Raw genomic sequence first — 22295 nt, forward strand, 5'->3', positions numbered from 1 at the left:
CTACATTCATTATCTTAACCAGCTTCGAAGTGCGATGAGCGCATGTTGCACTGGCTCCCATGTATTAGCTGGAATCAAATAGCACGTCGCATCATTGATGGTAAACATATGAACATCTTTCTGTTTGACGATATTTTCACCGATTGCACCAAACGGATCACTATTTACATCTGTATGTTCAAACGTTCGCCACACACGTTCGCCTTGTTCGATTACAGCACAACCGAACATTTTTGTAGGACCATCAATCCCATACTCCGCATAGTGCCAGAGTGTCGTTGCATCAAGTGGCGACCCGAGATGTAGAACACGTGCATTTCGTTCAATTATTCGCTCGATTGGTGAACCTGGACCGAAGCCAACGTCAATCGAGTGACCAGACACAATTGTTTTTGCCTCTTCACCCCATGCCGCGACTGACCACATCGGATGTGCACTTCGATAAACGTTCGGATAGTTCCGAAACAGTTCGGGGACACGCCCCATCCCACGGGTTGATGTCTTTTCTTTTTCATAAGGCGGCATTTCGGCACGAATCGTCTGCCACCACTCAACCGGAACAGGTGGTGCCTCCCATTCAGCCGGATCTGAATTGTCTCCGGTTTGGGTCGCCATCATGAGAAGTCCTGATGGTCCCACCACTTCTTGCAGTGCCTCGATTACAGTCTGCGCACCACCACATACCCATCCGAGTTTTGAAAGCGAGGTATGAACAAATAAAGACTCTCCTCGTTGAATTCCTGCTTCTTTCAAATGATTGATGAGACTTGACTTCGTCACCATCTGTTTCATTTCGATCACTCCACAATCAGCTGGATCGTTGACCCGCTTCTAGATTTTTTCACTTCGATTCGGGCATCGACGCGATCTTTCAATTCTTGAACATGACTGATGACCCCGACAAGTCGACCTGTCGCCTGTAGCGACATCAATAATTCGATTGCCTGGTCTAAAGATTCGGCATCAAGCGTCCCGAATCCTTCATCGATGAGCATCGTTTCAAGACTCACACCCCCGCTCAACTGTTGCACCACTTCTGCTAGACCAAGCGCGAGTGAGAGAGACGCTTTAAAACCTTCCCCTCCGGAAAGGTTTTGCACACGGCGTGATTGACCGGTGTACGCATCGAATACGAGAAGTTCAAGTCCGGACTTAGCATTCCCTTTTGCCGTCTCCACTTTTCGCTCTAGTCGAAACTGACCGCTTGTCATCTGGTCCAAATGAATGTTCGCCGCATGTAAAATCTGGTCAAAGAACGCCGTTTGTACATATGTTTCAAACGTCATCTTTTGCGGATTGATGCCTTTTCCGGTTTCTGCAATCAACTTGATCGTTTCTAACTTCTGTTCTTCACTTGCTGTGTCCTTACGAAGCGTATCCCACTCGGAGATGATTTGACGGTGTCTAGACAAGGCTTCTTGTGAGGTGATGAGATGTTCTGATGCTCGCTCGTATAATTCCTTGGCTTCGTTCACCTTCGTTTCAATCGACTGAAGGTCTGGTTGTGCTACATTTCCTAATTTCCCCTCAATCATCTGGATGCGGTGTCGTAACCGGACACCTTCCTCTTCTTCACGTTGTAAGTTCTCACGGATATTCGTTCGCTGATCGATTCGATCAGCTAGTTGTTCGTACCGCCCCTGGTTCAACTGAGCGACCTCTAATTGCTTATTCCAGGTCGTCTTTTGTGAATCGTATTGCTCCATCGCATCAGAAAGCTGTTGCCGCATTAAAGTGAGTCGCTCTTCTTCTTTCCACGTTTCCTTTTTGACGATTTCAAAGTCATGGTCGAACGCTTCAATTTTTTTCGTAAGTATGTTGAGACGATGTTGTCGGTCTGTCCGCTCGGTCTGTAATTCTTCTAACGTTGTTTCCTCTGTTTGACCGAGCGCGTTCAGTTTTTGCTGTATCGCTTCGAGTTCTGTGAGGACACGTTGACGCTCTTCAAATTGGTTACGTCGCTCTTCTTCAAGTTGTCTCATTTCACTGGTTAGTTGACGAAGCGTTCGTTCATTCTCGAGACGCGTTCGCTCTTCACGTTGTAGACGATCCACATGCGCTTGCCATTTCTTGACTTCTTCTGATAGTAATCCATCCACCTGAATATCTTTCGAAACCTCATCAAATTCTCGTCGAGCCTCTTCAAGCCGAGAATAGAGCGAACGATAATCGGATCTCGCTTCAATCAATTGAGTCGTCAATTCCTCAAGACGTGCCTTCGCCTCCACTTCTTCATCCATAGATTCAAGCAAGTCTTCGAACTGTGGGACATCATGGTGACGAGAGCCGCACACCGGGCAAGGCTCACCTTCTTTAAGGGTTTCACTCAGTTGTCTTGCCGCATTCATCTGTTCTTGCTGTTTGTAGTTTGTCATTACTTCTTGCTGGATGGCATGCAGTCGCTGCACTTCTTTTCCGGACCGCTCACAAGTGGCGAGCTGATTTGATAACTCATTCACCTTCGTCTCAAGTTTGACCAAATACATCAATCGGTCGACATGTCGCTCTGCATCAACTGCACGTTCTTCAGGTTCAATCGATAACATTTTCACTAATTGTTGTTCGTGGACTTGAAGTTCTTGGAGCCGAGCCTCTTTGGAAAAGGCATTTAATTCATTCGCACGTTTCATCAGTTGCTCACGTAACGTCACGTATTCTGCCCGCTCTTTCATTCGCGGTAACATCTCATCAATTAACCGAAGTCGCTCTTGAAGGGATAAGATTTCTTGTTTATTCTCTTCAATTGCAGATTGCTGCTCCGATAGTGAAGATTGCTTTTGTTGTAATTGTTCGAGTTTTTTAGAAGATGCTTGTTCCTCCACCGTCAGTTGATGAACATGTTTCTTCATTTCTAATAATCGGTCATAGACTGGACGAATGTTCGCTGCTGCCTCTAAACGTTGCAACAACTCGTGACGTTCGTTTCGTTCTGTCTCGCCTTTTAAAAATAAATCAAGAGCTTGCAAGGTTTCTTGCTGTTCTTGAAATAAACTGACAAGCGCTTTCGCTTGTTCTAATTCGGTACGCGCCTGTTCGAGCTTCTTCGAATGATCCTGTTTCTGTTCTGTTGCGGACTCAACAGTTGTAATCAAACGTTGTTCGCGCTCGTCTAGCCACTGATGGATCACATCAATCGATTTCGTCGAAATCTCTTCGATTGCTTCATCTTCAAGCTCTAGTAACTTGAGACGGGTTCGCTCGACTGCCCATTCGACTTGTTTCCGGTATGTGCTGAGACGTTCTGCCCACTTTTCCTGGAAAGCACGATACGCCTCCGTCTTGAAAATAGATTGCAAGATTTGTTGTTTCTCATTTGAGTTCGAATCGAGCAATTGTCTAAATTGGTTTTGAGGGAGTAACAAGATTTGACTGAATTGTTCATATGAAAGTTGTAAAATCGACTCGACTTCCTCTTGAACCTCGTTCACTTTTGTCGCGATTGGCTTCCAACCATCTTCCCATTCATAAAGAACGGCCTCATGTGGGATCGGTGTCTTGTTTTTCGGGTGAGGTTGTTGAGGTTGTCTCACGATTCGATAGTGGTCACCGCGAATCGTAAACGAAAAGTCGACCTCCGTCTTCAACTCAGGTTGTGCGAATTGACTTCTGAAATCACTGGCATTGCGAAGCGTCCCGCTGGCCCGTCCATATAATGCGAACGTCATCGCATCAAAGATGGTTGTCTTCCCTGCACCCGTCCGACCACTCACGACAAACATCGAGCGTCCAACTAATTGTGTGAAGTCAATCGTTTCTCGTTCCGCATACGGTCCGAATGCTTGAATCTTCAATTCGACTGGTCTCATCTGACATCACCTTCTTCAATCATTTGTTTGACGGCATCCGAGGCCGTTCGGTCGTGTACAGCTTCAAAGAACTGTAAATATACCTCTTCGACAGATTGTCGTTCGAGCGTCTCCCGTTCAAATGTTGACGTCTGTTCTTGGCGTCGTAACAGTTCCAGTTCAAGATGAAGAATGTTCGGATAAACGGTCCGAAGCTTTGCCATCGGATCAAAAAGTGCTTTGTCATCGGTCAACACAATTTTCAAATAATCATCGGTTTGTTGTTGTTGATAAAACGAAGGTGCGAGTAACTCATCCAACGTTCCTGTGATCTGTCTCATGTCCCGTTCTGGCGTCAACGTTCGACGTCTACGTTTCCAGTGTCCGTCCCACTCCAAAATATCTACCGATTTCTCATGATTGACCTCAGAGAAAGAGTATTTCATGAGAGAACCACTGTATGCAATCCGTTCTGAATGGATTGCATCACGATTATGTAGATGTCCAAGAGCCGTGTATGAGAACGGGTCATATAGCCCTTTCGCGACCTGTCCGGCGGTACCGACCGATAACTGACGCTCCGAATCGGTCTCAAGTCCTCCTGCGACAAAACTATGACCCACTGAGACCGCATTCTTCTCAATGGTTCCGTATGCTTCAATGACGGCCTCCAACGCGTCATGGTGCGTGCGAATTGTTTCGTTCCCTAATATGTGCCGAACACGAGCCGGCTCAAGAAATGGGATTGGGTAAAACGGAATCCCGGCTACTTCAAGCGGATCAGCATCCGGGTTTAATTTACCGATGATATGTAGTCCTACTTGTCTCAACAATTTTGAACTATATTCGAGACGCTCCGCTGAGTCATGATTTCCCGCGATGGCGACGACCGGGATTTCTCGCTTCAACACCAATTCTCGCCACATCTCATCGAGTAAATCGACAGCCTCGACGGGTGGTACGGCCCGGTCATACAAATCCCCAGCGATGATGACCGCATCTGGTTTTTCCTCATCGATGATTTGTAAAAACGAATGGAATAAAATATTTCGTTGATCTTCTGTCATATGACGACCATGGACAATCTTACCTAGATGCCAATCGGCCGTGTGAATCCATTTCATCACGTATCACCTCTCTTTCTTATTCTAGCATGACTCAATCGTTCGATTCGACGTCTTGACACCCGATTTTGAAACAGCGAAAGTAAAGAGAGAGGAGGTATGTTCAAAATGAATTCATCGACGTGGAATACGTTTTTCCAACTTTTTAAAATCGCGAACCCTCCTAAAGGATTGTTTGTCGGAGCGATTCTGATTTCGCTCCTTCAAGCCGTTGCATCGTTAGCGATTCCACTCATTCTTCAACGCGTCGTTGACCGTTGGAGTAGTGACCTGTTGACGCCTGAATGGATTGCATACTTTATCATTGCCTTTCTCGTCCAAGTCATTACGAGCGCGTTATCGATTTACTGGCTACATATTGTCGGTCAACGTGTCGTCGCCAATCTTCGGACGACATTGTGGGACCACCTCATCAAACTGCCCATCCCTTTTTATGATGGGATCAAATCGGGAGAACTCGTCTCCCGCTTGAACAATGACACGACGACGCTACAACAGCTGTTGTCCGAGCAAAGTGTCCGCTTGTTGACCTCTTTCGTTTCGGTCATCGGTGCCGTCGCCATCTTGTTCACGCTCGATTGGCAAATGACACTCGTCATCTTGTTTTCAGTACCGACGACGCTTGTCATCGTCATCCCACTCGGCCGAAAGCTTCGAGTCATTGCAAAAGAAACGCAACAGGAGTTAGGTAACCTGTCCGGATTCTTTGCGGAACTGCTCGGTGAAATCCGTCTCGTCAAATCGCAGGCGACAGAACAAATGGAAGTGCGGACCGGGAAAGTGAAAATCGAAACGTTGTTCGATTATGGTGTGAAAGAAGGACGGATTCAAGCCATCCTCATCCCTCTCCTCAACGTGACGTTGACAGGGATGTTGATTGCCATACTCGGATTTGGAGCGTATCGTGTCTCGACAGGGGCCTTATCGACGGGTGAACTACTCGCTTTCATGCTCTATGTATTCCAAATCATCACTCCACTGATCACCATGAGTGAATTTTTGACGAGACTACAAAAAGCACGTGGCGCAACTGAAAGAATCGCTGAATTATTAGATGTCCGTCCTGAACCGTACAGCACATATCAAGAATCCATCGAGCAGGCTGACCTCTCTTTCGAGGATGTGACCTTTCATTATGGGACGGAGCCCGTTCTCCAAGGACTCTCTCTTCACGTTTCACCGGGCGCAACGACCGCCATCGTCGGTCGAAGCGGTGCCGGCAAAACGACACTTTTTTCGCTCGTCGAACAATTTTACACACCAACGCAGGGATCAATTCGGTACGGCAATCGCGACATTCAAACATATGGCCGGGATACATGGCGTCAAATCGTCGGTTATGTCGCTCAAGACTCTCCCGTCTTGTCGGGTTCTGTTCGGACAAACATCGTCTATGGTCTTCAACGTAAAGTAAGTGATGAGGAAATCAAAGAGGCGTGTGAAATGGCAAACGCATGGTCATTTATCGAAGTGATGCCGAATCAGCTCGAGACGGAGATTGGAGAACGTGGTATTCGCTTGTCAGGTGGACAACGACAGCGTCTTGCGATTGCCAGGGCATTGTTACGTAATCCGCAAATTTTATTGCTCGACGAAGCGACGTCGAGTCTAGATTCAGAATCAGAACGCGTCGTCCAGGAAGCGCTCGATCGCCTGATGGTCGGGAGAACCACACTCGTGATTGCCCACCGCTTATCGACCGTCAGACATGCCAACCAAATCGTTGTGTTAGAAGATGGACGCATCAGCGGGATTGGGAAACACGAGCAACTTTTAAACGAGAACGCCCTTTATCAGCGTCTCGTCTCACAACAATTACTAGGGGGACAATCTACATGAAAACAATCGGGTTTATCGGTCTTGGGGTCATGGGCCAATCCATGGTACGAAATTTGATGAAGCATGGTTTTGACGTAAAAGCTTATACGAGAACGAAAGAGAAGGCTGCCTCGCTATTAGAGGAAGGTGTAGTATGGTGCGAAACGATTCGAGAGGTATGTCTAGATGCTGATGCCGTCATCACCATCGTCGGTTATCCGTCAGATGTCGAGTCGATTTATTTCGGGGAAGGAAATATCCTTGATTCAGCAGAACCAGGTACGCTCTTGATCGATATGACAACCTCTTCACCAAAACTTGCTGAACGAATTGCCGAAACGGCCATTGAACGGAGTCTTCTTCCGCTCGATGCACCGGTCACCGGTGGAGATATTGGTGCAAAAAATGGGACACTTTCCATTTTGGTCGGAGGCGGAGAATTCGCCTTCAATAAGGCAAAACCTTTATTCGAAGCAATGGGACAGTCCATTGAACGGATGGGATATGCCGGGAGCGGACAATATGCGAAACTCGCCAACCAAATAGCCATTGCCGGAACGATGATGGGGAATGCGGAGATGTTAGCGTTCAGTAAACGAGCAGGACTTGACCCGGAAGCGCTCATCCGCACGATTCGTGGAGGAGCAGCGGGTAGCTGGACGCTTGAAAACTTGGTTCCACGGATGATTGTTGAAGATTATGCTCCAGGTTTCTTCATCAAACATTTTATTAAGGATATGACACTCGCCATCGAGAGTGCAAACGAACTTCAAGTGAAATTACCTGGACTTGAGCTCGCTCATCGACTCTATTCGATTCTCGAAGAAAATGGATACGGGGAGAACGGGACACAAGCGCTTATCGAGTATTACCTTCATCAAGACGTTTGAATCATGCAGTTTGTGGAATTAGTAGGAGTGAAGGAGGCGATTTTCGTGCCATGGAACATGAAAGATTATCCAGAATCACTGAAAAACTTCGATCCACTTGTAAAAAAGAAAGCCATTGATATTGCGAACGCACTGCTCGCACAAGGCTATTCTGAGACGAAAGCGATACCGATTGCCACTGAACAAGCGAAAAAGTGGCATGCGGATGCGTCTGAACAAGAAAAACAAGATTTTGAAGACGCCCCTAACCCGAAAAAGACAGATCAGCATTGAACGTAAACAACCGGTCGGATTACCCGACCGGTTGTTTTGCGAGATATGACGCTTTCATTTCTAGATAGAGACCTGAAATCGCCGTCTGTAAGTAAGGCGTGACAAAGATGTAAGCGAGTCCCCCAGTAAGAAGGACGAGCGCGTACCATCCGATAAAACTTGCGAATAGCTTTAACATCGTCTGTTTATGCCCTTTCATCATTAGGCGACTCTTTCGCATGGCTTGGAATGCTGATAAATCTGGTTCGTCCCGCATGATGAACGGTGTGATGCGATACGTCAAATAAAACCAGACGCCAGGCACAATTAGGAATAACATCAACACGTTCAGCCCTAAATAAAACACTGCGTAATAAATCACGGCTCGTGAATACTCTCTCAGCGAGCCGAACGCTTCAATCAATAAGCCGAACTCAGGCTTCTCATCTTTAGCGACCTGAAGAAACACCCAATTCTTCCCGAGCTCAATTGGCGCGAGAAGGACTGTCGCTCCGTACAAAAGTGCCACAGAAGTCATGAGGACTTCAGGGTCATTCGTTGATAGGTCTAGACGTGTCGTGATCATCGCCTGAATGACCATGACAGTCAAAACGACGAGTAATGATATGCCCCATTTTCCTGAGAGCATTCGAAGCGCATATTGTTTGTAAACGGAAGATTGCATGAGTTCACCTACACTTTGTATTTTCTTTCATTATAGCAAAAAAACAGTCTTTCGACTGTTTTCCGCTTTGACTCATCCACGAAGTTGTTTGAATTTAGCCCCATCCAACTGTCCGTTTGTTCGTACGCCATTCCCGACGTGTACCATGTCGACGTTGAGTCGTTCCCGTAAGGATGGCAATGTTTCTGTTGTAATGCCGGCTCCAGGCAAAATAGTCATCTCTGCTTGCTCGTTCAGCCGAATCAATGTTTCGATACCCTCTAGCGCAGTGTTCGCACCGCCAGATGTCAATAAGATATCGATTTCCGGAAAATCATTTAAGACATCCAGCGATTCAAATACATCACGCGATGCGTCGAAGGCACGATGGAACGTTAGTGCCATCTCACCTTTATGTTTGATGACTTCTCCTAAAATTCGCTCATCGATTGCCCCGTCTTTTGTCAATGCACCAAAGACGATTCCATTCACCCCGAGTTCACGGCATAGACCAATGTCTGCAAGCATCGTTTCCACATCATCATCGTTGAAATGGAATGAACGTGTATGAGGTCGAATCATGACATGTACCGGGATAGATACGTGCTCGATCACGTTCCGAATCGTCCCGAAACTTGGCGTGATCCCGCCATTTTCCATATCTGCAATCAGCTCGAGTCGATCTGCCCCGAGTTGCTCCGCCTCGATTGCTTCAGATAACGTTGTGACAATCAATTCTACTTTCATACAATCGCTCCTTTTACGGCGCGAACTTCCAGTCCACGCCATGTTCGGCTAAGACGCCTTTAAATTCTTGTGGTTCCGGAAAATCTGAGATAATTGCCGTCACCTTTGAAAAGTCGCACACCCGATATCTTTTTTGTTGGTTCAACTGGGTATGGTCGGTTAATAAGAATGTCTCGCGACTTTGCGACATCACCGATTGTGTGATACTAGCGAGTCCGAAAGCATCGCACGTCAAACCAAGGGTTGAATCGACCCCCTCAACAGATAAGATGGCAAGATCAAACATATAGGTTTGGAGTTGTGCGAGAACTTGTTCGCCTGTCGTCACGAGATGTTTCGGATCGATTGTACCACCTAACAACTGGATCTCGCCACCGAGCACACCTTTCGCCCGTTGTTCAAACAACGCTTTGGCAACCGTTAAAGATGGCGTGACCACCGTCACGTTTCGTCCTCGTAAACGAGACGCCACTTGTTCGGCTGCAACCCCATGACCGATATAGAGTAACGTATCGTCTGGAATCAATTGAAATGCCGTATACGCGATACGGCGGATGCCATCCATGTTGGCAATGACAATCGGCTGAAAAGACATGCTCTGATGAAGAACCGCACCCCCATAAACACGCTTAATCCGATGTTCTTTCTCTAGTTCTTCTAGATAACGTCGAATCGATTCCCCTGATACATTCAATCGTTCAATCAATTCGCTCGTCTTCACTTTACCTTCTCGTTCGATCCACTCGACAATTTTTTGTTTACGTTCTTCACCGATTAAAGACACGTCCCTGCCTCCTCCACTAAAATCTTTCCTTTTCTAGTGTAACGAACGGATGTAAATTTAACGTAAATTGAAAGTAAAGAACGAGCAAATCCAACATGATTTTGCTTCTTTTTTATGTAAATCAACAACAATGCACAAAAAAGTACGTCTTGATCGGACGCACCTGAAAGAAATTAAGATTTATGCTTGCTTTGAAAAAGTGGGACTTTCGGTTCTTTCCCGGCTCGTATTCGTTGCCAGTTGGTACGATGTTTAATGATGATAAACAGGGCCAATGGAACGATGACAATCAGAGGTAACCAGTCCTTCGTCAATATACTGTAAGTCGTTGCCGTCACGAGACCTACTACAGCGGCAGCCATAGAAGAGAGAGATACCATACGTGAAATGAGGAGAGTCACAATAAACGTGCCGACGACGACAAAGAAGAACCACGGAAACGCCGCTAAAAGTACGCCGCCGCTCGTCGCGACTGATTTTCCACCTTTAAATTTCGCAAAGATCGGATAAGAATGTCCAATGACTGCCGGAATCCCGGCAAGAAGCAGACTCATCTCACTTCCGAATAAGAGTGGTAACAAAGCTGCGACTAGTCCTTTCCCCATGTCACCGAGTAAAACAAGGATCCCCGCTTTTTTGCCGAGAACACGAAACGTGTTCGTTGTACCTAAGTTGCCGCTCCCATGTTCGCGAACATCTACTCGATAACCGAGCTTGCCGATGATGAGCGCAAACGGAATCGCACCAAGTAAATAGCTTAAAATGATAATGATGATTTCTGTCATAAATGGCATCGCAATTCCCCTTACTTCATATATTCCGCAATATATCGATCATATGGCTGATTCAATGCGTGCACTGCTTTCGCATGTTCAGTACCGATATAACGTAAGTGCCACGGTTCATACATATAGCCGGTCTCTTTCTCAAACGCTTTTTGATAGCGAATGATAAAGCCATACTCGTGAGCATGTTCTGCTAGCCACTTTCCTTCAACCGTTTCACCAAGGCTTTGTGTGAGTTGATAATTGACAGAAGCACTCGAGACGTCAATTGCAAGACCCGTCTGGTGTTCAGAGTGTCCGGGTGGAGCGGAGTATTTCATCGCTTGCTCTTTGCCATCCCGCTCAACGTAAGCATTGAATAGCGTCACCTGATAACCGTATGAACGAAACGCACTCGTCCCTTTCAAATCGATACCAGACGCTTTTGCGTTCTTCATCAACTCTTCGATCGCACGTGCTGCCTCTTTTCGCATCTTCCGACGCTCACCGACCGCTGAATCGACAAAATCGATGTTGGCCTCAACTAAGTCGCTCGGCTGATAATTAGCCGGCAATGCAATTTGCTTATTTACGAGAATCAACTCTTCTAATTCTAAGTTTGCGACACCATCGACTTCAATCGGTTGGACAGGTGTAGTCGGTTCTTCTGCTGCTGGCGGTGTCGGCTCAGCTGGTTGTTCTTCGACTTCCGGTTCAGACTCCGTTGTTTCTTCGTCTGTCGGTGACTCGGTTTCCACTTCCTGATTCGAGGTCGGTTCGTTTGGTTCTGTTTGTGGTTCATCTATTGTTGATGACTGTGTTGTTGGTTCTTTCGGTTCAACTTGCTCGTTTGTCGTACAACCGGCTAACATGAACGTCAAGGCGCCGCAAACCATCAAGACTGATGGATAACGCATGCGATTTTCCCCTTTCTAGATAACAAAAAGTACCGTCAAGATATGATACCATACTGACGGTACGAAGACAGAAGATTCTTAGACAGGATTCATGACGTTCATGTACATGTCATGCCATTTCGGGAACTCTCGATCGAGACGAATCGGTTTGAAATCTCCTCGTTTGACGACAACATGAGTCGTCTTGGCTGTTCCCACGAGTTCACCATCTTGGTTCGTCAACTCATAGCCATAAATCGTTCTGATTTTTGAGTATTGGTCGACCCATACGCGCACATGAACCGTATCGCCAAACGTTACGCTTCGTTTGTAATCCATCGATACGTTCGTCACCGGCGAAACGAAACCCGCTTCTTCCATGTCTTTGTATTCGACACCGAGCTGACGTAACAGTTCGGTGCGAGCAATCTCTAGGTATACTAAATAGTTGGCATGATAGACGATTCCCATCATGTCCGTTTCTTGATATCTAACTGGGATTTGAATCGTATGCATTGAATCATCCTTCTTTCCTGCTACTAGTGTATTATAGTTTACTCTTAATATCTACTATTAATAATTGTTGGAGTGAGGTCTCATTCTCTTTCTCCGACATGAGTCGATACGATTGACGAGCGATTGACTCATCGATGACAGACAAAGCAGTCCGTGCATTCGCGTGTTTGATTTCACTCAATCGAAGCGATAAAGCTTCAATCGCTTGTTCGTCCAGCTCGTATCCAAATTGGTTTGCATAGTTCACAGCAATCTCGACTAGTTGTTCTTGCGAATAATCTTCAAAATGAATCGTGCGTTTCATGCGACTGCTTAGTCCAGGATTCGATTCAATCAACCGTCTCATCGGACCTTCATATCCCGCAAGGACGACAACAAGGTTTTCGCCATGTTTCGGCATTTCATCGACAAGTGTATCGATTGCCTCTCGACCGTAGTCATTCGCTCCTCCATTCAGGCTGTATGCCTCGTCAATGAGTAATACGCCACCGAGTGCATCACGAATCGCCGCTTTCGTTTTTTGTGCGGTCTGTCCTACATAGCCACTGACCAAATCCGCTCGACTGACAACGTTGACATGTCCACGCTTCAAATAGCCTGTACGCTTCAACATTTGAGCATACAGATATGCAAAAGTGGTCTTACCCGTTCCACTATTCCCCGTGAGTGTCATATGAAGTTGGATGGGTGCCGTCTTCAGACCGAGCGCTTTTCGTCTCTTTTGGATGTTCACGAGTGCTTCAATCTCTGCCAATTGTACTTTGGCATCTTCCATACCGACAAGGTCGTCCAGCGATGTTGGACTCGCATCTTCTTCGGGTTGATCAAAGTCTTCTTCGGTCAAAAGTGCCATCTCGTCTAGAGGGGCATCTGCACCGAAACGAGATCCTTTTTTAAACATCGCATCGAGTAAGATGTTATGAACCGTTCGCGCATTCCCGAACGTCGAATCGACTCGTTCACGGTCAATCCGTGTCAGAAGTGACCGCTTTGCTTCCTCCGTCAATACGTAATTGTTCTCCTGCGCCACTTTTTCACCGATTGCGACTAATTCCTCATCCCGATAGTTTGGTAACTCGTAGTGATTCGATTCTGGGAATCGTGAGCGTAAACCAGGGTTCGCAAGTAGGAAATGACGCATCTCTTCAGGATAACCGGCAAGGATGACAACAAACTTCCCAGCATATTCGCCGCTCGTCATCGCTGCGACGAGCGTGTCGATTGCAGCTTGCCCATAGTCACTTCCGCTTGCATCTTGACGTTTTAGTGCATATGCCTCATCGATGAACAGGACGCCACCTTCTGCTTCTTTGACTTTATTCATCACTTGTTCTTCCGTTTGTCCGACATATGCGCCGACTAGGCTTGAGCGATCCGCTTCGACGAGGTCCGGTCGACTGAGCAGGCCGAGTTCAAAATAAATCTCTGCCATGAGTCGAGCAAGCGTCGTTTTCCCGGTACCTGGATTACCCGTAAAAACGAGATGAAGGGAAGGTTGATGCTTCGATGAAAACCCTGCTTTTTCTCGTTCTTTCTGGAAGAGCAGGAAGCGATACCATGCTTTCACACGGTCTTTGATGTCATCTAGACCAATCATTTCCTCAAGTGATTCGATGGCGCTCGAACGTGTCTCCGTTTTACGTTCCGGCAGCAACTGACAGATTGTATCGAGTCGCTCTTTGACGAGCACAACGCGTTCACCGAAGCGACGAAACGCTTCTCGACTGAAGTAGTTCCCTTGCATCGATGCGAGTAAAGATGCCGTATCATCCTCTAACGATGCGACTTCCTGCATCGCCTCGATGATGGCCTCGAAAATTTTCTCGAGTTGCCCCCGCCACTCTGAGTCCCGCAAATCAGACTTGGCCGCCTCAACTTCATCATGTAGTTTGTCGAGTTGATCGAGGAGCGCAGATGTCTTTGACTCGTATTCCGTCAAAATTTGTACCTTCATCGAGGCGTAATCCGCTTCACGTAATGTCGGCCAATCGATTTGGAGCGCTTGTTTTGAACGACGCAACTGCTCGTTCAATTGAAACAGACGTAATTCCGGAGGTAACGCATTCATCGACTCTAATTCTTTCACCCAGCGGTTCAATAACGGGTCCATCGACTCCTTCTGCTCGAGTCGATGTGTAGCGAGCAATGTCAATGAACGAATCAGTTCTTCTTCATGCCCAGTCGCACGTGACCAGTGCGCATAAGATAAGAGCGCCGCCTCATTAATCTTTTCTCCAGCTTCCCAGCTCGTCAAATCCGTTTGAACTTGTTCAACTTGAATTTGTTTCATTCTGTTCTCCCTTTCAGACGACAAGGGAGCCGACATGTTGTCTGCTCCCCATCGGATTATCTTGATTCAAAAGACGTCATCCGAATCGAATGGAACAACTTTCCGTTATTCCGCGATTCTGCCGCAAGCAAAATCCGTTCGTTCGCGTCGACATAATATGTGACTGTCTCTTTGTTTTCTTCTTCACTGAAAATAGACGGATAATTTTGAACCCATTCTTCAGGAACCGTTTCAGCCGCTTCAGACTTTACATAAGCTTGTGCGGTTCGACCGACTAAATCTGTCTCGCCCTCACTCGATCCGAGCGTGCCATCGTCTAGCCATTTGCGAATCTGTTCATTCGTGGCGCGGGATAGGAATGGATGCGGTGCAACCGCTCCGGAATTGGTCTCTTGACGCAGAACCTCTTCTCCGTCCGGATTAAACTCCAAATACGTTTCTCCGTCCCACTCTGCTTTTGCACCCACGTTTGGCCCCGTAACGACTTCTGAGACAAAATGTCCGTTTTCATCATACGTGACAAGGTACTCTCGTTCTTCGAGTGTTTCCCCTTCTTTCGGAAGTTTACGCTCTTGATACCCAATCACGACATTTGAGTAGAACGGTTCAACCTGTTCTTCCTCTTCACCATTCAGATTCATGAGTACGTAAAAATTATAAGCGAGTAATGCCCCGACAATGAGGATGCCGGCCAAAATGACCCAGCTCAACCGTTTTTTTATCTGTTGTTTCATAGCCTATCCTCCTCGTTTCTTCACTTACTATCCTACACTAGCTAAGAGGACAAGCAAAATATTTTTAACCGAAAAAAGGGTCTCATACGAGACCCCTCTAAATTATCCTAATTTATCTTCATCTTTCTTCTGTGCTTCGAGCCATTTATCTCGCTCGTCAGGTTCATCGGCCAAGTCTTTGAACAAGGCGACAATCATAAAGACGAGAACGAAGATGAATGGGAAGGCTGCGAGAATCGCAACAGCTTGCAGGGCATCCAACCCACCAGCGTAAAGAAGCACGGCAGCGATAGATGATTGAATCACACCCCATGTCATTTTAATACCCATCGGCGGGACAAGCTTCCCGTTTGAAGTAAGCATACCGAGTACATATGTCGCTGAGTCAGCAGACGTGATAAAGAATGTCGAGATTAGGAAGATTGCGACAATACTGAGTACTGACCCAAAACCACCAAACGTCTCGAATAACGCGAACAGTCCGACTTCTGTACCGATTTCGTTCACTTGTCCAATCAAGTCGTATCCACCGAACAAGTCAGCCCAGATAGCTGAGCCACCGAAGACGGAGAACCATAAGAGTCCGAACGATGTTGGGACGAGTAAGATCCCGATAATAAATTCACGAATCGTACGGCCTTTCGATACGCGTGCGATGAACGTTCCGACGAATGGTGACCACGAGATCCACCATGCCCAATAGAAAATCGTCCAGCCATTGATCCACTCACGTTCAACCGGCTCGAATGCGGCCGTACGGAAACTCATACCAGGAAGTTGTTGCAAGTACGTCCCTACCGTTTGTGTGAACAAATCAAAGATGAATGCCGTCGGTCCAGCGAACATTGTCGCGACAAGTAAGACAATCGCTAAGAAGATGTTCGTGTTACTCAAAATGCGAATCCCTTTTTCAAGACCCGTTGAAGCACTGATCATATAAAGCACCGTTACGACGGCGATGATGATCAACTGTGTCACGAAGGCGTTCGGTACCCCAGGGATGAGATAATGAAGGCCACCGGCAATCTGTTGAGCACCAAAACCGAGTGAAGTCGCTACCCCGAACGCCGTCGCAATGACCGCGAGAATATCGACCGTTTGTTTCACAGGTTGTTCGTAGCGGTTGTGGACGAGCGAACCGATTGTCTCCCCAATCGTCGCAGGGCGCCCTTTTCTAAACGTTGAATAAGCGATAGCGAGTGCAATCATGGCATAAATCGCCCACGGATGGAATCCCCAATGGAAGAATGCATAACGCATCGCAGTACGCGCGTCCCCTTCAGGTGTCAAAGAAGAGAACGGTGGTGAATGGAAATGAAGAAGTGGCTCTGCTGCTCCCCAGAAGATGAGCCCAATCCCCATTCCGGCACTGAATAGCATGGCGAACCATGACAAGTAACTGAATTCAGGTCGGTCCGTATCTTTCCCGAGACGAATCGATCCATAGCGGGAAAAGATTAAAAAGATAGCGACGAGTAAAAATCCGGTCGCACTTAACAGGTAGAACCAACCCATCCCGTTTGATAGCCAGCCTTGTAACGTGCTCGTTACGTTCAATAGGCTAGCATTCCCTAAAACGCTTTCGGGAAATAATCCCCAGATTGTGAATAAGCCAGTTATGATTGCAGATATGACGAATACAGGCGTCACACGGCTTTTCCGTTCCATAAAATCACTCCTATTTAATTTTCTATTTTCATATACGTTTTCCACCCTAACATACTTTTTAAACAAGTCTCAACCCCAACTGTCCATAAATGTGTCATTTACTGAAAAATAGATAGGTGTCTTGTCAAGAAGATGTTTCCTTCGGTTCAAGCGAGACAATTAACGTCTCATCCACCACATAATAAGGTCTTTTTGGAAGTGTCTTTAAGTAACCTCCCTCTCGAAGTCTTGTCAAATCTAGTTGTAGTGCATTCTCAAATTTTCGCAGTGGCAATTTTTTCTCTTGATCCATATACAAGTCTAGGGCACGCTGTACTTGGTCCATCTCATAGATGACATCACGCTCTTCTTCCGGAACGATATGAAACGTCTCTTTCGACATATAGAAACGCTGCTTCGGGATTCCGGACAAGTGATGCTTCAATCGTTTGGTGTCAATCTCCTGTGTGTCATCTAGTAGGACGGTTCGATTTACGCCCTTTGGCAACGTCTGTTCATACTCGTGAATCGCATGACGTAATTCAGGTAACGAGATGTCGATTTCTCGATCAGGCTCCACCTCTTTTTGCTGTGTCAAACGCTTCCACCAACTCTTACTCTTCTTTTCTTCCCGCTCCATAAGCACACCCCTCCCTGTCTTCCTGTTCCCGATTCTTTTAAAACTTTCACCATAAATTCGCATATTCATGAAAAAAACCTTCCTTTTTTCAAAGGAAGGTTTAATAAGCCGAAGCTTATTTAAGTTTGTTACGGAGAACCATTTGCAAGATTCCACCGTGACGGTAGTAATCAATTTCAACTTCAGAGTCGAAACGTGCGATGACTTTGAATTCTGTCACCGTTCCGTTTTCATGTGTCGCTTTTGCGTTCAAGATATCGCGTGGACGTACAGACTCATCGACTTGGATATCGATCGCTTCCTCACCAGTCAATCCGAGTGATTCTGCTGATTCACCCTCTAAGAATTGAAGTGGTAGTACACCCATCATAACAAGGTTTGAACGGTGAATCCGCTCGAAACTTTGTGCGATGACCGCACGAATGCCAAGGAGGTTTGTCCCTTTCGCAGCCCAGTCACGAGACGATCCCATTCCGTAGTCGTTTCCAGCAAGGACGACAAGTCCAGTACCTTGTTCTTTATACTTCATCGCAGCATCATACATCGGCATGATCTCGCCTGTTGGCCAGTAAGTCGTGAATCCACCTTCTGTACCTGGTGCGACTTGGTTGCGGATACGAATGTTGGCGAACGTACCACGCATCATGACTTCATGGTTACCACGACGTGAACCGTAAGAGTTGAAGTCGATTGGCTCTACCCCTTTAGAAAGGAGGTATTGACCAGCTGGTGTCGTCTTCGAGAATGATCCCGCTGGCGAGATGTGGTCAGTCGTGACCGAATCCGCGAACTTTCCGATGACGCGTAAGCCATTCAATGCATGAACTTCGCCCGCCTCTGGTTCGAGTTGTTCGAAGAATGGTGGGTTTTGGATGTATGTCGACTCATCTGAGAAGTCATACAAGTTACCTTCTGGAACGTCTAACGCATTCCAACGCTCGTTACCAGTAAAGACCGTTTCGTATTCTTTACGGAACGCTTCTGGTGACACGACGTCTTGTACGACCATCTTAATTTCATCGTTTGATGGCCAGATGTCTTTGAAGTACACTTCATTTCCATCTTTGTCCGTACCGAACGAATCGTTCATGATGTCGAAGTTGACTGATCCTGCGAGTGCGTAAGCGACGACGAGTGGTGGTGACGCCAAGAAGTTCGCTTTCACAAGTGGGTGAACACGTCCTTCAAAGTTACGGTTCCCAGAAAGGACAGAAGATACGAGCAAGTCGTTCTCCGTGATTGTTTCTTCGACTTCACGGTCAAGTGGACCCGAGTTTCCGATACATGTCGTACAGCCGTAACCGACTGTGTTGAAGCCGAGTTCATCCAAGTAAGACGTCAAGCCAGCTTTGTCAAGATAGTCCGTTACGACTTTCGAACCTGGCGCGAGTGATGTCTTCACGTATTTTGGAACAGTCAAGCCGCGTTCTACCGCTTTCTTCGCAACGAGTCCAGCACCGACCATAACGTAAGGGTTTGATGTGTTCGTACAGCTTGTGATGGCAGCAATCGCGACATCTCCTGTGCTCATGTCGACGGCACCGTCTTCATAGTTGACAGTCGCCTTCTTCTCAAGTTCAGAACGGTCAAGTCCAAAGCCGCTGTTCCCTGCTGGAGCGCTCAAGCTATCGATGAACGATGTTTGAACGTCTGAGAGGTTGATTCGGTCTTGTGGACGTTTTGGACCTGCAAGTGAAGGTTCAACTTTTGACAAGTCGAGCGTCAACACTTTCGTGAACGTTGGATCAGCTTGGTCTGGCGTGTAGAAGAGATCGTTCGCTTTTGAGTATTCTTCAACGAGTGAGATCAATTCTTCAGAGCGGCCAGTTGTACGCATGTAGTTCAATGTTTCCGTATCGACTGGGAAGAATCCACATGTCGCGCCATATTCTGGCGCCATGTTCGCGATTGTTGCACGGTCTGAAAGTGGCATCGTGTGAAGCGACGGTCCGAAGAATTCAACGAATTTCCCGACTACTTTTTCATGACGGAGCATCTCTGTTACGACGAGTGCTACGTCTGTCGCTGTTACACCAGGGTTGACTTCACCGATGATTTTGACACCGACGACTTCTGGCACTGGGAAGTAAGATGGTTGACCGAGCATACTTGCTTCGGCTTCGATTCCTCCAACGCCCCAACCAAGAACACCGAGTCCGTTGATCATCGTTGTGTGCGAATCCGTTCCGACGAGTGAATCTGGATAAGCCACAGTACCTGCTTCATCGTTCTTCTCGAGGACGACAGATGCCAAGTACTCTAAGTTTACTTGGTGAACAATCCCCGTTGCAGGTGGTACGGCACGATAGTTGTCAAATGCCGTCTGAGCCCAACGTAAGAACTTATAACGCTCTTCGTTACGTTCGAATTCAATGTCCATGTTTTTCATCAATGCGCCAGCGAAACCGTACGCATCTACTTGAACAGAGTGGTCAACGACGAGGTCGACAGGGATTTCTGGGTTGATTTTGTTCGGGTCTCCACCGAGGTCCGCCATCGCTTTACGAAGTGAAGCAAGGTCTACGACCGTCGGTACACCTGTGAAGTCTTGAAGTACAACGCGTGCCGGCTTGAACGGTACGTCAATGTCTTTCGAGACGTCGGCAGTACCCCATTTTGCCAAGTTCTCGACATGTTCTTTTGTAATCGCGCGACCGTCTTGTTGACGGAGTACCGATTCGAGAAGTACGCGAATCGAATAAGGTAAACGGCTGATGTTCGTTAACCCTTCTTCTTCTAACTTTTTCAATCGATAAAAATCATACGATTGTCCATTCGCCTCGAACGATGTCCGAGATGCGAACGCGTCTAAAACATTCGTCTGTTCCATTGCAATTTCCCCCTTTTTGAAAGCGCCGACCACACGACAATGCGTAATCGCTTACTTTTCACATATTTATCATAATACAAGTATAGCGTGACGTAAAATACATTCCGTCACAAATTGGTCATAAGTAAAACTTATCAATTCACTTAAAAAGGGATAAACGACAAAAAAACACCTCAAAACTGAGGTGTTTGCACATTATTCTTCTGTTCCAATCTCCTCGTTGACATCTAAAGCCTCGACGAGAGTCAAATCGTCCGCATGACGTTCAGCGAACCGCTCATACGTGAACTCGTTCGCGAACAGGAAGACCGGACGTTCCCAGCGGTCAGTGACGAGCATGTTCCGTGAGTCTTGGAAAGGTTTCAACGCTTTCAATTCTTTATCTTTTACCCAACGTGCAACACTGTATGATACAGGTTCCATCCGGATGTCTACGCCATACTCATTGTTCAAACGATATTCAAACACTTCAAACTGGAGTTGACCGACCGCACCGAGATAAATCTCATTGTATTCGTTGCGATAAACTTGGATCGCCCCTTCTTGCGCGAGTTGCTCTACACCTTTGTGGAAGTGTTTCGACTTGAGCGAGTTGACTGGTGATACTCGCATAAACAACTCAGGTGGGAAAGTTGGCAATGCTTCAAAGGCAATCTTTTGCTTCGATGTCGTAATCGTATCCCCGATTTGATACGTACCTGAATCATAGATCCCGATTACATCTCCTGCGAACGCTTGGTCAACCGTCTCACGATCGTTGGCCATGAGCTGCGTAGACTGGCTCAATTTGATTTTCTTGCCGGTCCGCGTGAGTGTGACGTCCATCCCTCGCTCGAACACACCTGAACAGATCCGGACGAATGCGATGCGGTCACGGTGCGCCGGGTTCATGTTCGCTTGAATCTTAAAGACGAACCCACTGAAATCTTCTGATGTCGGATTGATTGGACCGACGTTCGATTTACGCGCCTCTGGAGCTGGAGACATCTCCAAATAATGATTCAAGAACGCAGTCACACCAAAGTCAACGAGCGCCGTTCCGAAGAATACGGGCGTCAATTTACCGCTTTGGATCGCTTCCACATCAATCTCATTCCCTGCTCCGTCGAGAAGATCGATCTCATCGCGAAGATTCGTCAAGTTCTCTTCAGAAAGGTGGTCAGCGAGCACCGGGTCGTTTACCCCGTCCTCACTTAGTTGAAGGGTCGACTTGTCTCCACGGAACAAATGAACTTCATTTTTCATTCGGTCATAAACACCTTCGAACTGCATCCCGCTGCCGATTGGCCATGTGATGGCAACTGAAGGCATGCCGAGCACTTCCTCAAGTTCTTCCATCAATTCAAGCGGGTCTTTGGCCTGTCGGTCCAATTTGTTCATGAACGTAAAGATTGGAATACCGCGCATACGACAAACTTGGAATAGCTTCTTCGTCTGCGTCTCGATCCCTTTCGCGGCATCGATGACCATGACCGCACTGTCGACAGATGTCAATACGCGATACGTATCCTCACCGAAATCGTTGTGCCCAGGTGTATCCATGATCGACACGACTTTGTCTTGATAGATGAATTGCATGACAGACGATGTAACCGAGATTCCACGTTGCTTCTCAATTTCCATCCAGTCTGATTTGGCGTGCTTTGAATTTTTACGCGCTTTGACGGTACCCGCTTCACGAATTGCACCACCGTGCAAAAGTAACTTCTCTGTTAATGTCGTCTTACCCGCATCCGGGTGAGAGATAATGCCGAATATTCGGCGTCTCTCGACTTCTTGTTTCAATTGGCTCATATACGATAGACCTTTCCTTTCTCGACTCACTTCATGCTTATTCTCGTAGCAACGCTATCTATTCTAACGAAATCGATTGAGTTCGTCTATCCTAACGAGACGTACGCCTTTTGCAAATGG

Annotated in this window: 18 protein-coding genes; 3 read left to right on the plus strand and 15 right to left on the minus strand. The window is 46.9% G+C overall.

Annotation, left to right across the window (positions count from 1 at the left end; all coding sequences use genetic code 11):
* Window positions 1-9: 9 nt before the first annotated feature.
* The 3 genes from PQI28_RS05045 to PQI28_RS05055 are packed head-to-tail and all read right to left on the minus strand — an operon-like array spanning window position 10 to window position 4909.
* Window positions 10-792, minus strand: coding sequence for an aminoglycoside N(3)-acetyltransferase (locus tag PQI28_RS05045; RefSeq protein ID WP_339962686.1), 783 nt, complete (start codon window positions 790-792; stop codon window positions 10-12).
* Window positions 793-797: 5 nt separating this feature from the next.
* The gene (locus PQI28_RS05050) at window positions 798-3806 is read right to left on the minus strand and encodes an SMC family ATPase (protein ID WP_339962687.1); all 3009 of its coding nucleotides are present in this window, start codon (window positions 3804-3806) and stop codon (window positions 798-800) included.
* Complete coding sequence (locus tag PQI28_RS05055; RefSeq protein WP_339962688.1) at window positions 3803-4909, minus strand: exonuclease SbcCD subunit D; 1107 nt, start codon at window positions 4907-4909, stop codon at window positions 3803-3805. The genes PQI28_RS05050 and PQI28_RS05055 overlap by 4 nt, the downstream gene beginning before the upstream one ends.
* A gap of 108 nt (window positions 4910-5017) precedes the next feature.
* Between PQI28_RS05055 and PQI28_RS05060 the strand changes: the two genes are divergently transcribed.
* The 3 genes from PQI28_RS05060 to PQI28_RS05070 are packed head-to-tail and all read left to right on the plus strand — an operon-like array spanning window position 5018 to window position 7890.
* Window positions 5018-6748 (plus strand): ABC transporter ATP-binding protein, encoded by a 1731-nt coding sequence (locus tag PQI28_RS05060; RefSeq protein ID WP_339962689.1) that lies wholly within the window; start codon window positions 5018-5020, stop codon window positions 6746-6748.
* Window positions 6745-7617, plus strand: a complete 873-nt coding sequence (locus PQI28_RS05065) for an NAD(P)-dependent oxidoreductase (RefSeq protein WP_339962690.1) — start codon at window positions 6745-6747, stop codon at window positions 7615-7617. The genes PQI28_RS05060 and PQI28_RS05065 overlap by 4 nt, the downstream gene beginning before the upstream one ends.
* Before the next feature lie 45 nt (window positions 7618-7662).
* Complete coding sequence (locus PQI28_RS05070) at window positions 7663-7890, plus strand: hypothetical protein (RefSeq protein ID WP_074033180.1); 228 nt, start codon at window positions 7663-7665, stop codon at window positions 7888-7890.
* 19 nt (window positions 7891-7909) lie between these two features.
* Here the strand turns inward: PQI28_RS05070 and PQI28_RS05075 are convergent, their stop codons facing one another.
* The 12 genes from PQI28_RS05075 to PQI28_RS05130 form a co-directional block, all read right to left on the minus strand.
* Complete coding sequence (locus PQI28_RS05075) at window positions 7910-8554, minus strand: DUF975 family protein (protein WP_339962691.1); 645 nt, start codon at window positions 8552-8554, stop codon at window positions 7910-7912.
* Window positions 8555-8626: 72 nt separating this feature from the next.
* Complete coding sequence (locus PQI28_RS05080; RefSeq protein WP_339962692.1) at window positions 8627-9280, minus strand: copper homeostasis protein CutC; 654 nt, start codon at window positions 9278-9280, stop codon at window positions 8627-8629.
* A 13-nt stretch (window positions 9281-9293) separates the two neighbouring features.
* A complete protein-coding gene (locus tag PQI28_RS05085) occupies window positions 9294-10064 on the minus strand; it encodes a DeoR/GlpR family DNA-binding transcription regulator (protein WP_214692672.1) in 771 nt (256 codons plus the stop codon).
* Window positions 10065-10237: 173 nt separating this feature from the next.
* Complete coding sequence (plsY, locus tag PQI28_RS05090; protein ID WP_445236746.1) at window positions 10238-10858, minus strand: glycerol-3-phosphate 1-O-acyltransferase PlsY; 621 nt, start codon at window positions 10856-10858, stop codon at window positions 10238-10240.
* Window positions 10859-10869: 11 nt separating this feature from the next.
* A complete protein-coding gene (locus PQI28_RS05095; RefSeq protein ID WP_339962693.1) occupies window positions 10870-11745 on the minus strand; it encodes a M15 family metallopeptidase in 876 nt (291 codons plus the stop codon).
* A 78-nt stretch (window positions 11746-11823) separates the two neighbouring features.
* Complete coding sequence (locus PQI28_RS05100) at window positions 11824-12240, minus strand: acyl-CoA thioesterase (protein WP_074033186.1); 417 nt, start codon at window positions 12238-12240, stop codon at window positions 11824-11826.
* 31 nt (window positions 12241-12271) lie between these two features.
* Window positions 12272-14530 (minus strand): AAA family ATPase, encoded by a 2259-nt coding sequence (locus PQI28_RS05105; protein ID WP_339962694.1) that lies wholly within the window; start codon window positions 14528-14530, stop codon window positions 12272-12274.
* Between the two features lie 56 nt (window positions 14531-14586).
* A complete protein-coding gene (locus tag PQI28_RS05110; protein WP_339962695.1) occupies window positions 14587-15264 on the minus strand; it encodes a hypothetical protein in 678 nt (225 codons plus the stop codon).
* 102 nt (window positions 15265-15366) lie between these two features.
* Entirely contained in the window at window positions 15367-16932 is a 1566-nt protein-coding gene (locus tag PQI28_RS05115; RefSeq protein WP_339962696.1) for a BCCT family transporter, read from the minus strand.
* 124 nt (window positions 16933-17056) lie between these two features.
* Entirely contained in the window at window positions 17057-17551 is a 495-nt protein-coding gene (locus tag PQI28_RS05120; protein WP_274664338.1) for a DUF3939 domain-containing protein, read from the minus strand.
* Between the two features lie 115 nt (window positions 17552-17666).
* The gene (gene acnA, locus PQI28_RS05125; protein WP_339962697.1) at window positions 17667-20381 is read right to left on the minus strand and encodes an aconitate hydratase AcnA; all 2715 of its coding nucleotides are present in this window, start codon (window positions 20379-20381) and stop codon (window positions 17667-17669) included.
* Between the two features lie 195 nt (window positions 20382-20576).
* Complete coding sequence (locus PQI28_RS05130) at window positions 20577-22175, minus strand: peptide chain release factor 3 (protein ID WP_074033192.1); 1599 nt, start codon at window positions 22173-22175, stop codon at window positions 20577-20579.
* Window positions 22176-22295: the final 120 nt, after the last annotated feature.

Source organism: Exiguobacterium sp. USCH10 (assembly GCF_037619445.1).
Taxonomy (GTDB): Bacteria; Bacillota; Bacilli; order Exiguobacteriales; family Exiguobacteriaceae; genus Exiguobacterium; species Exiguobacterium aestuarii_A.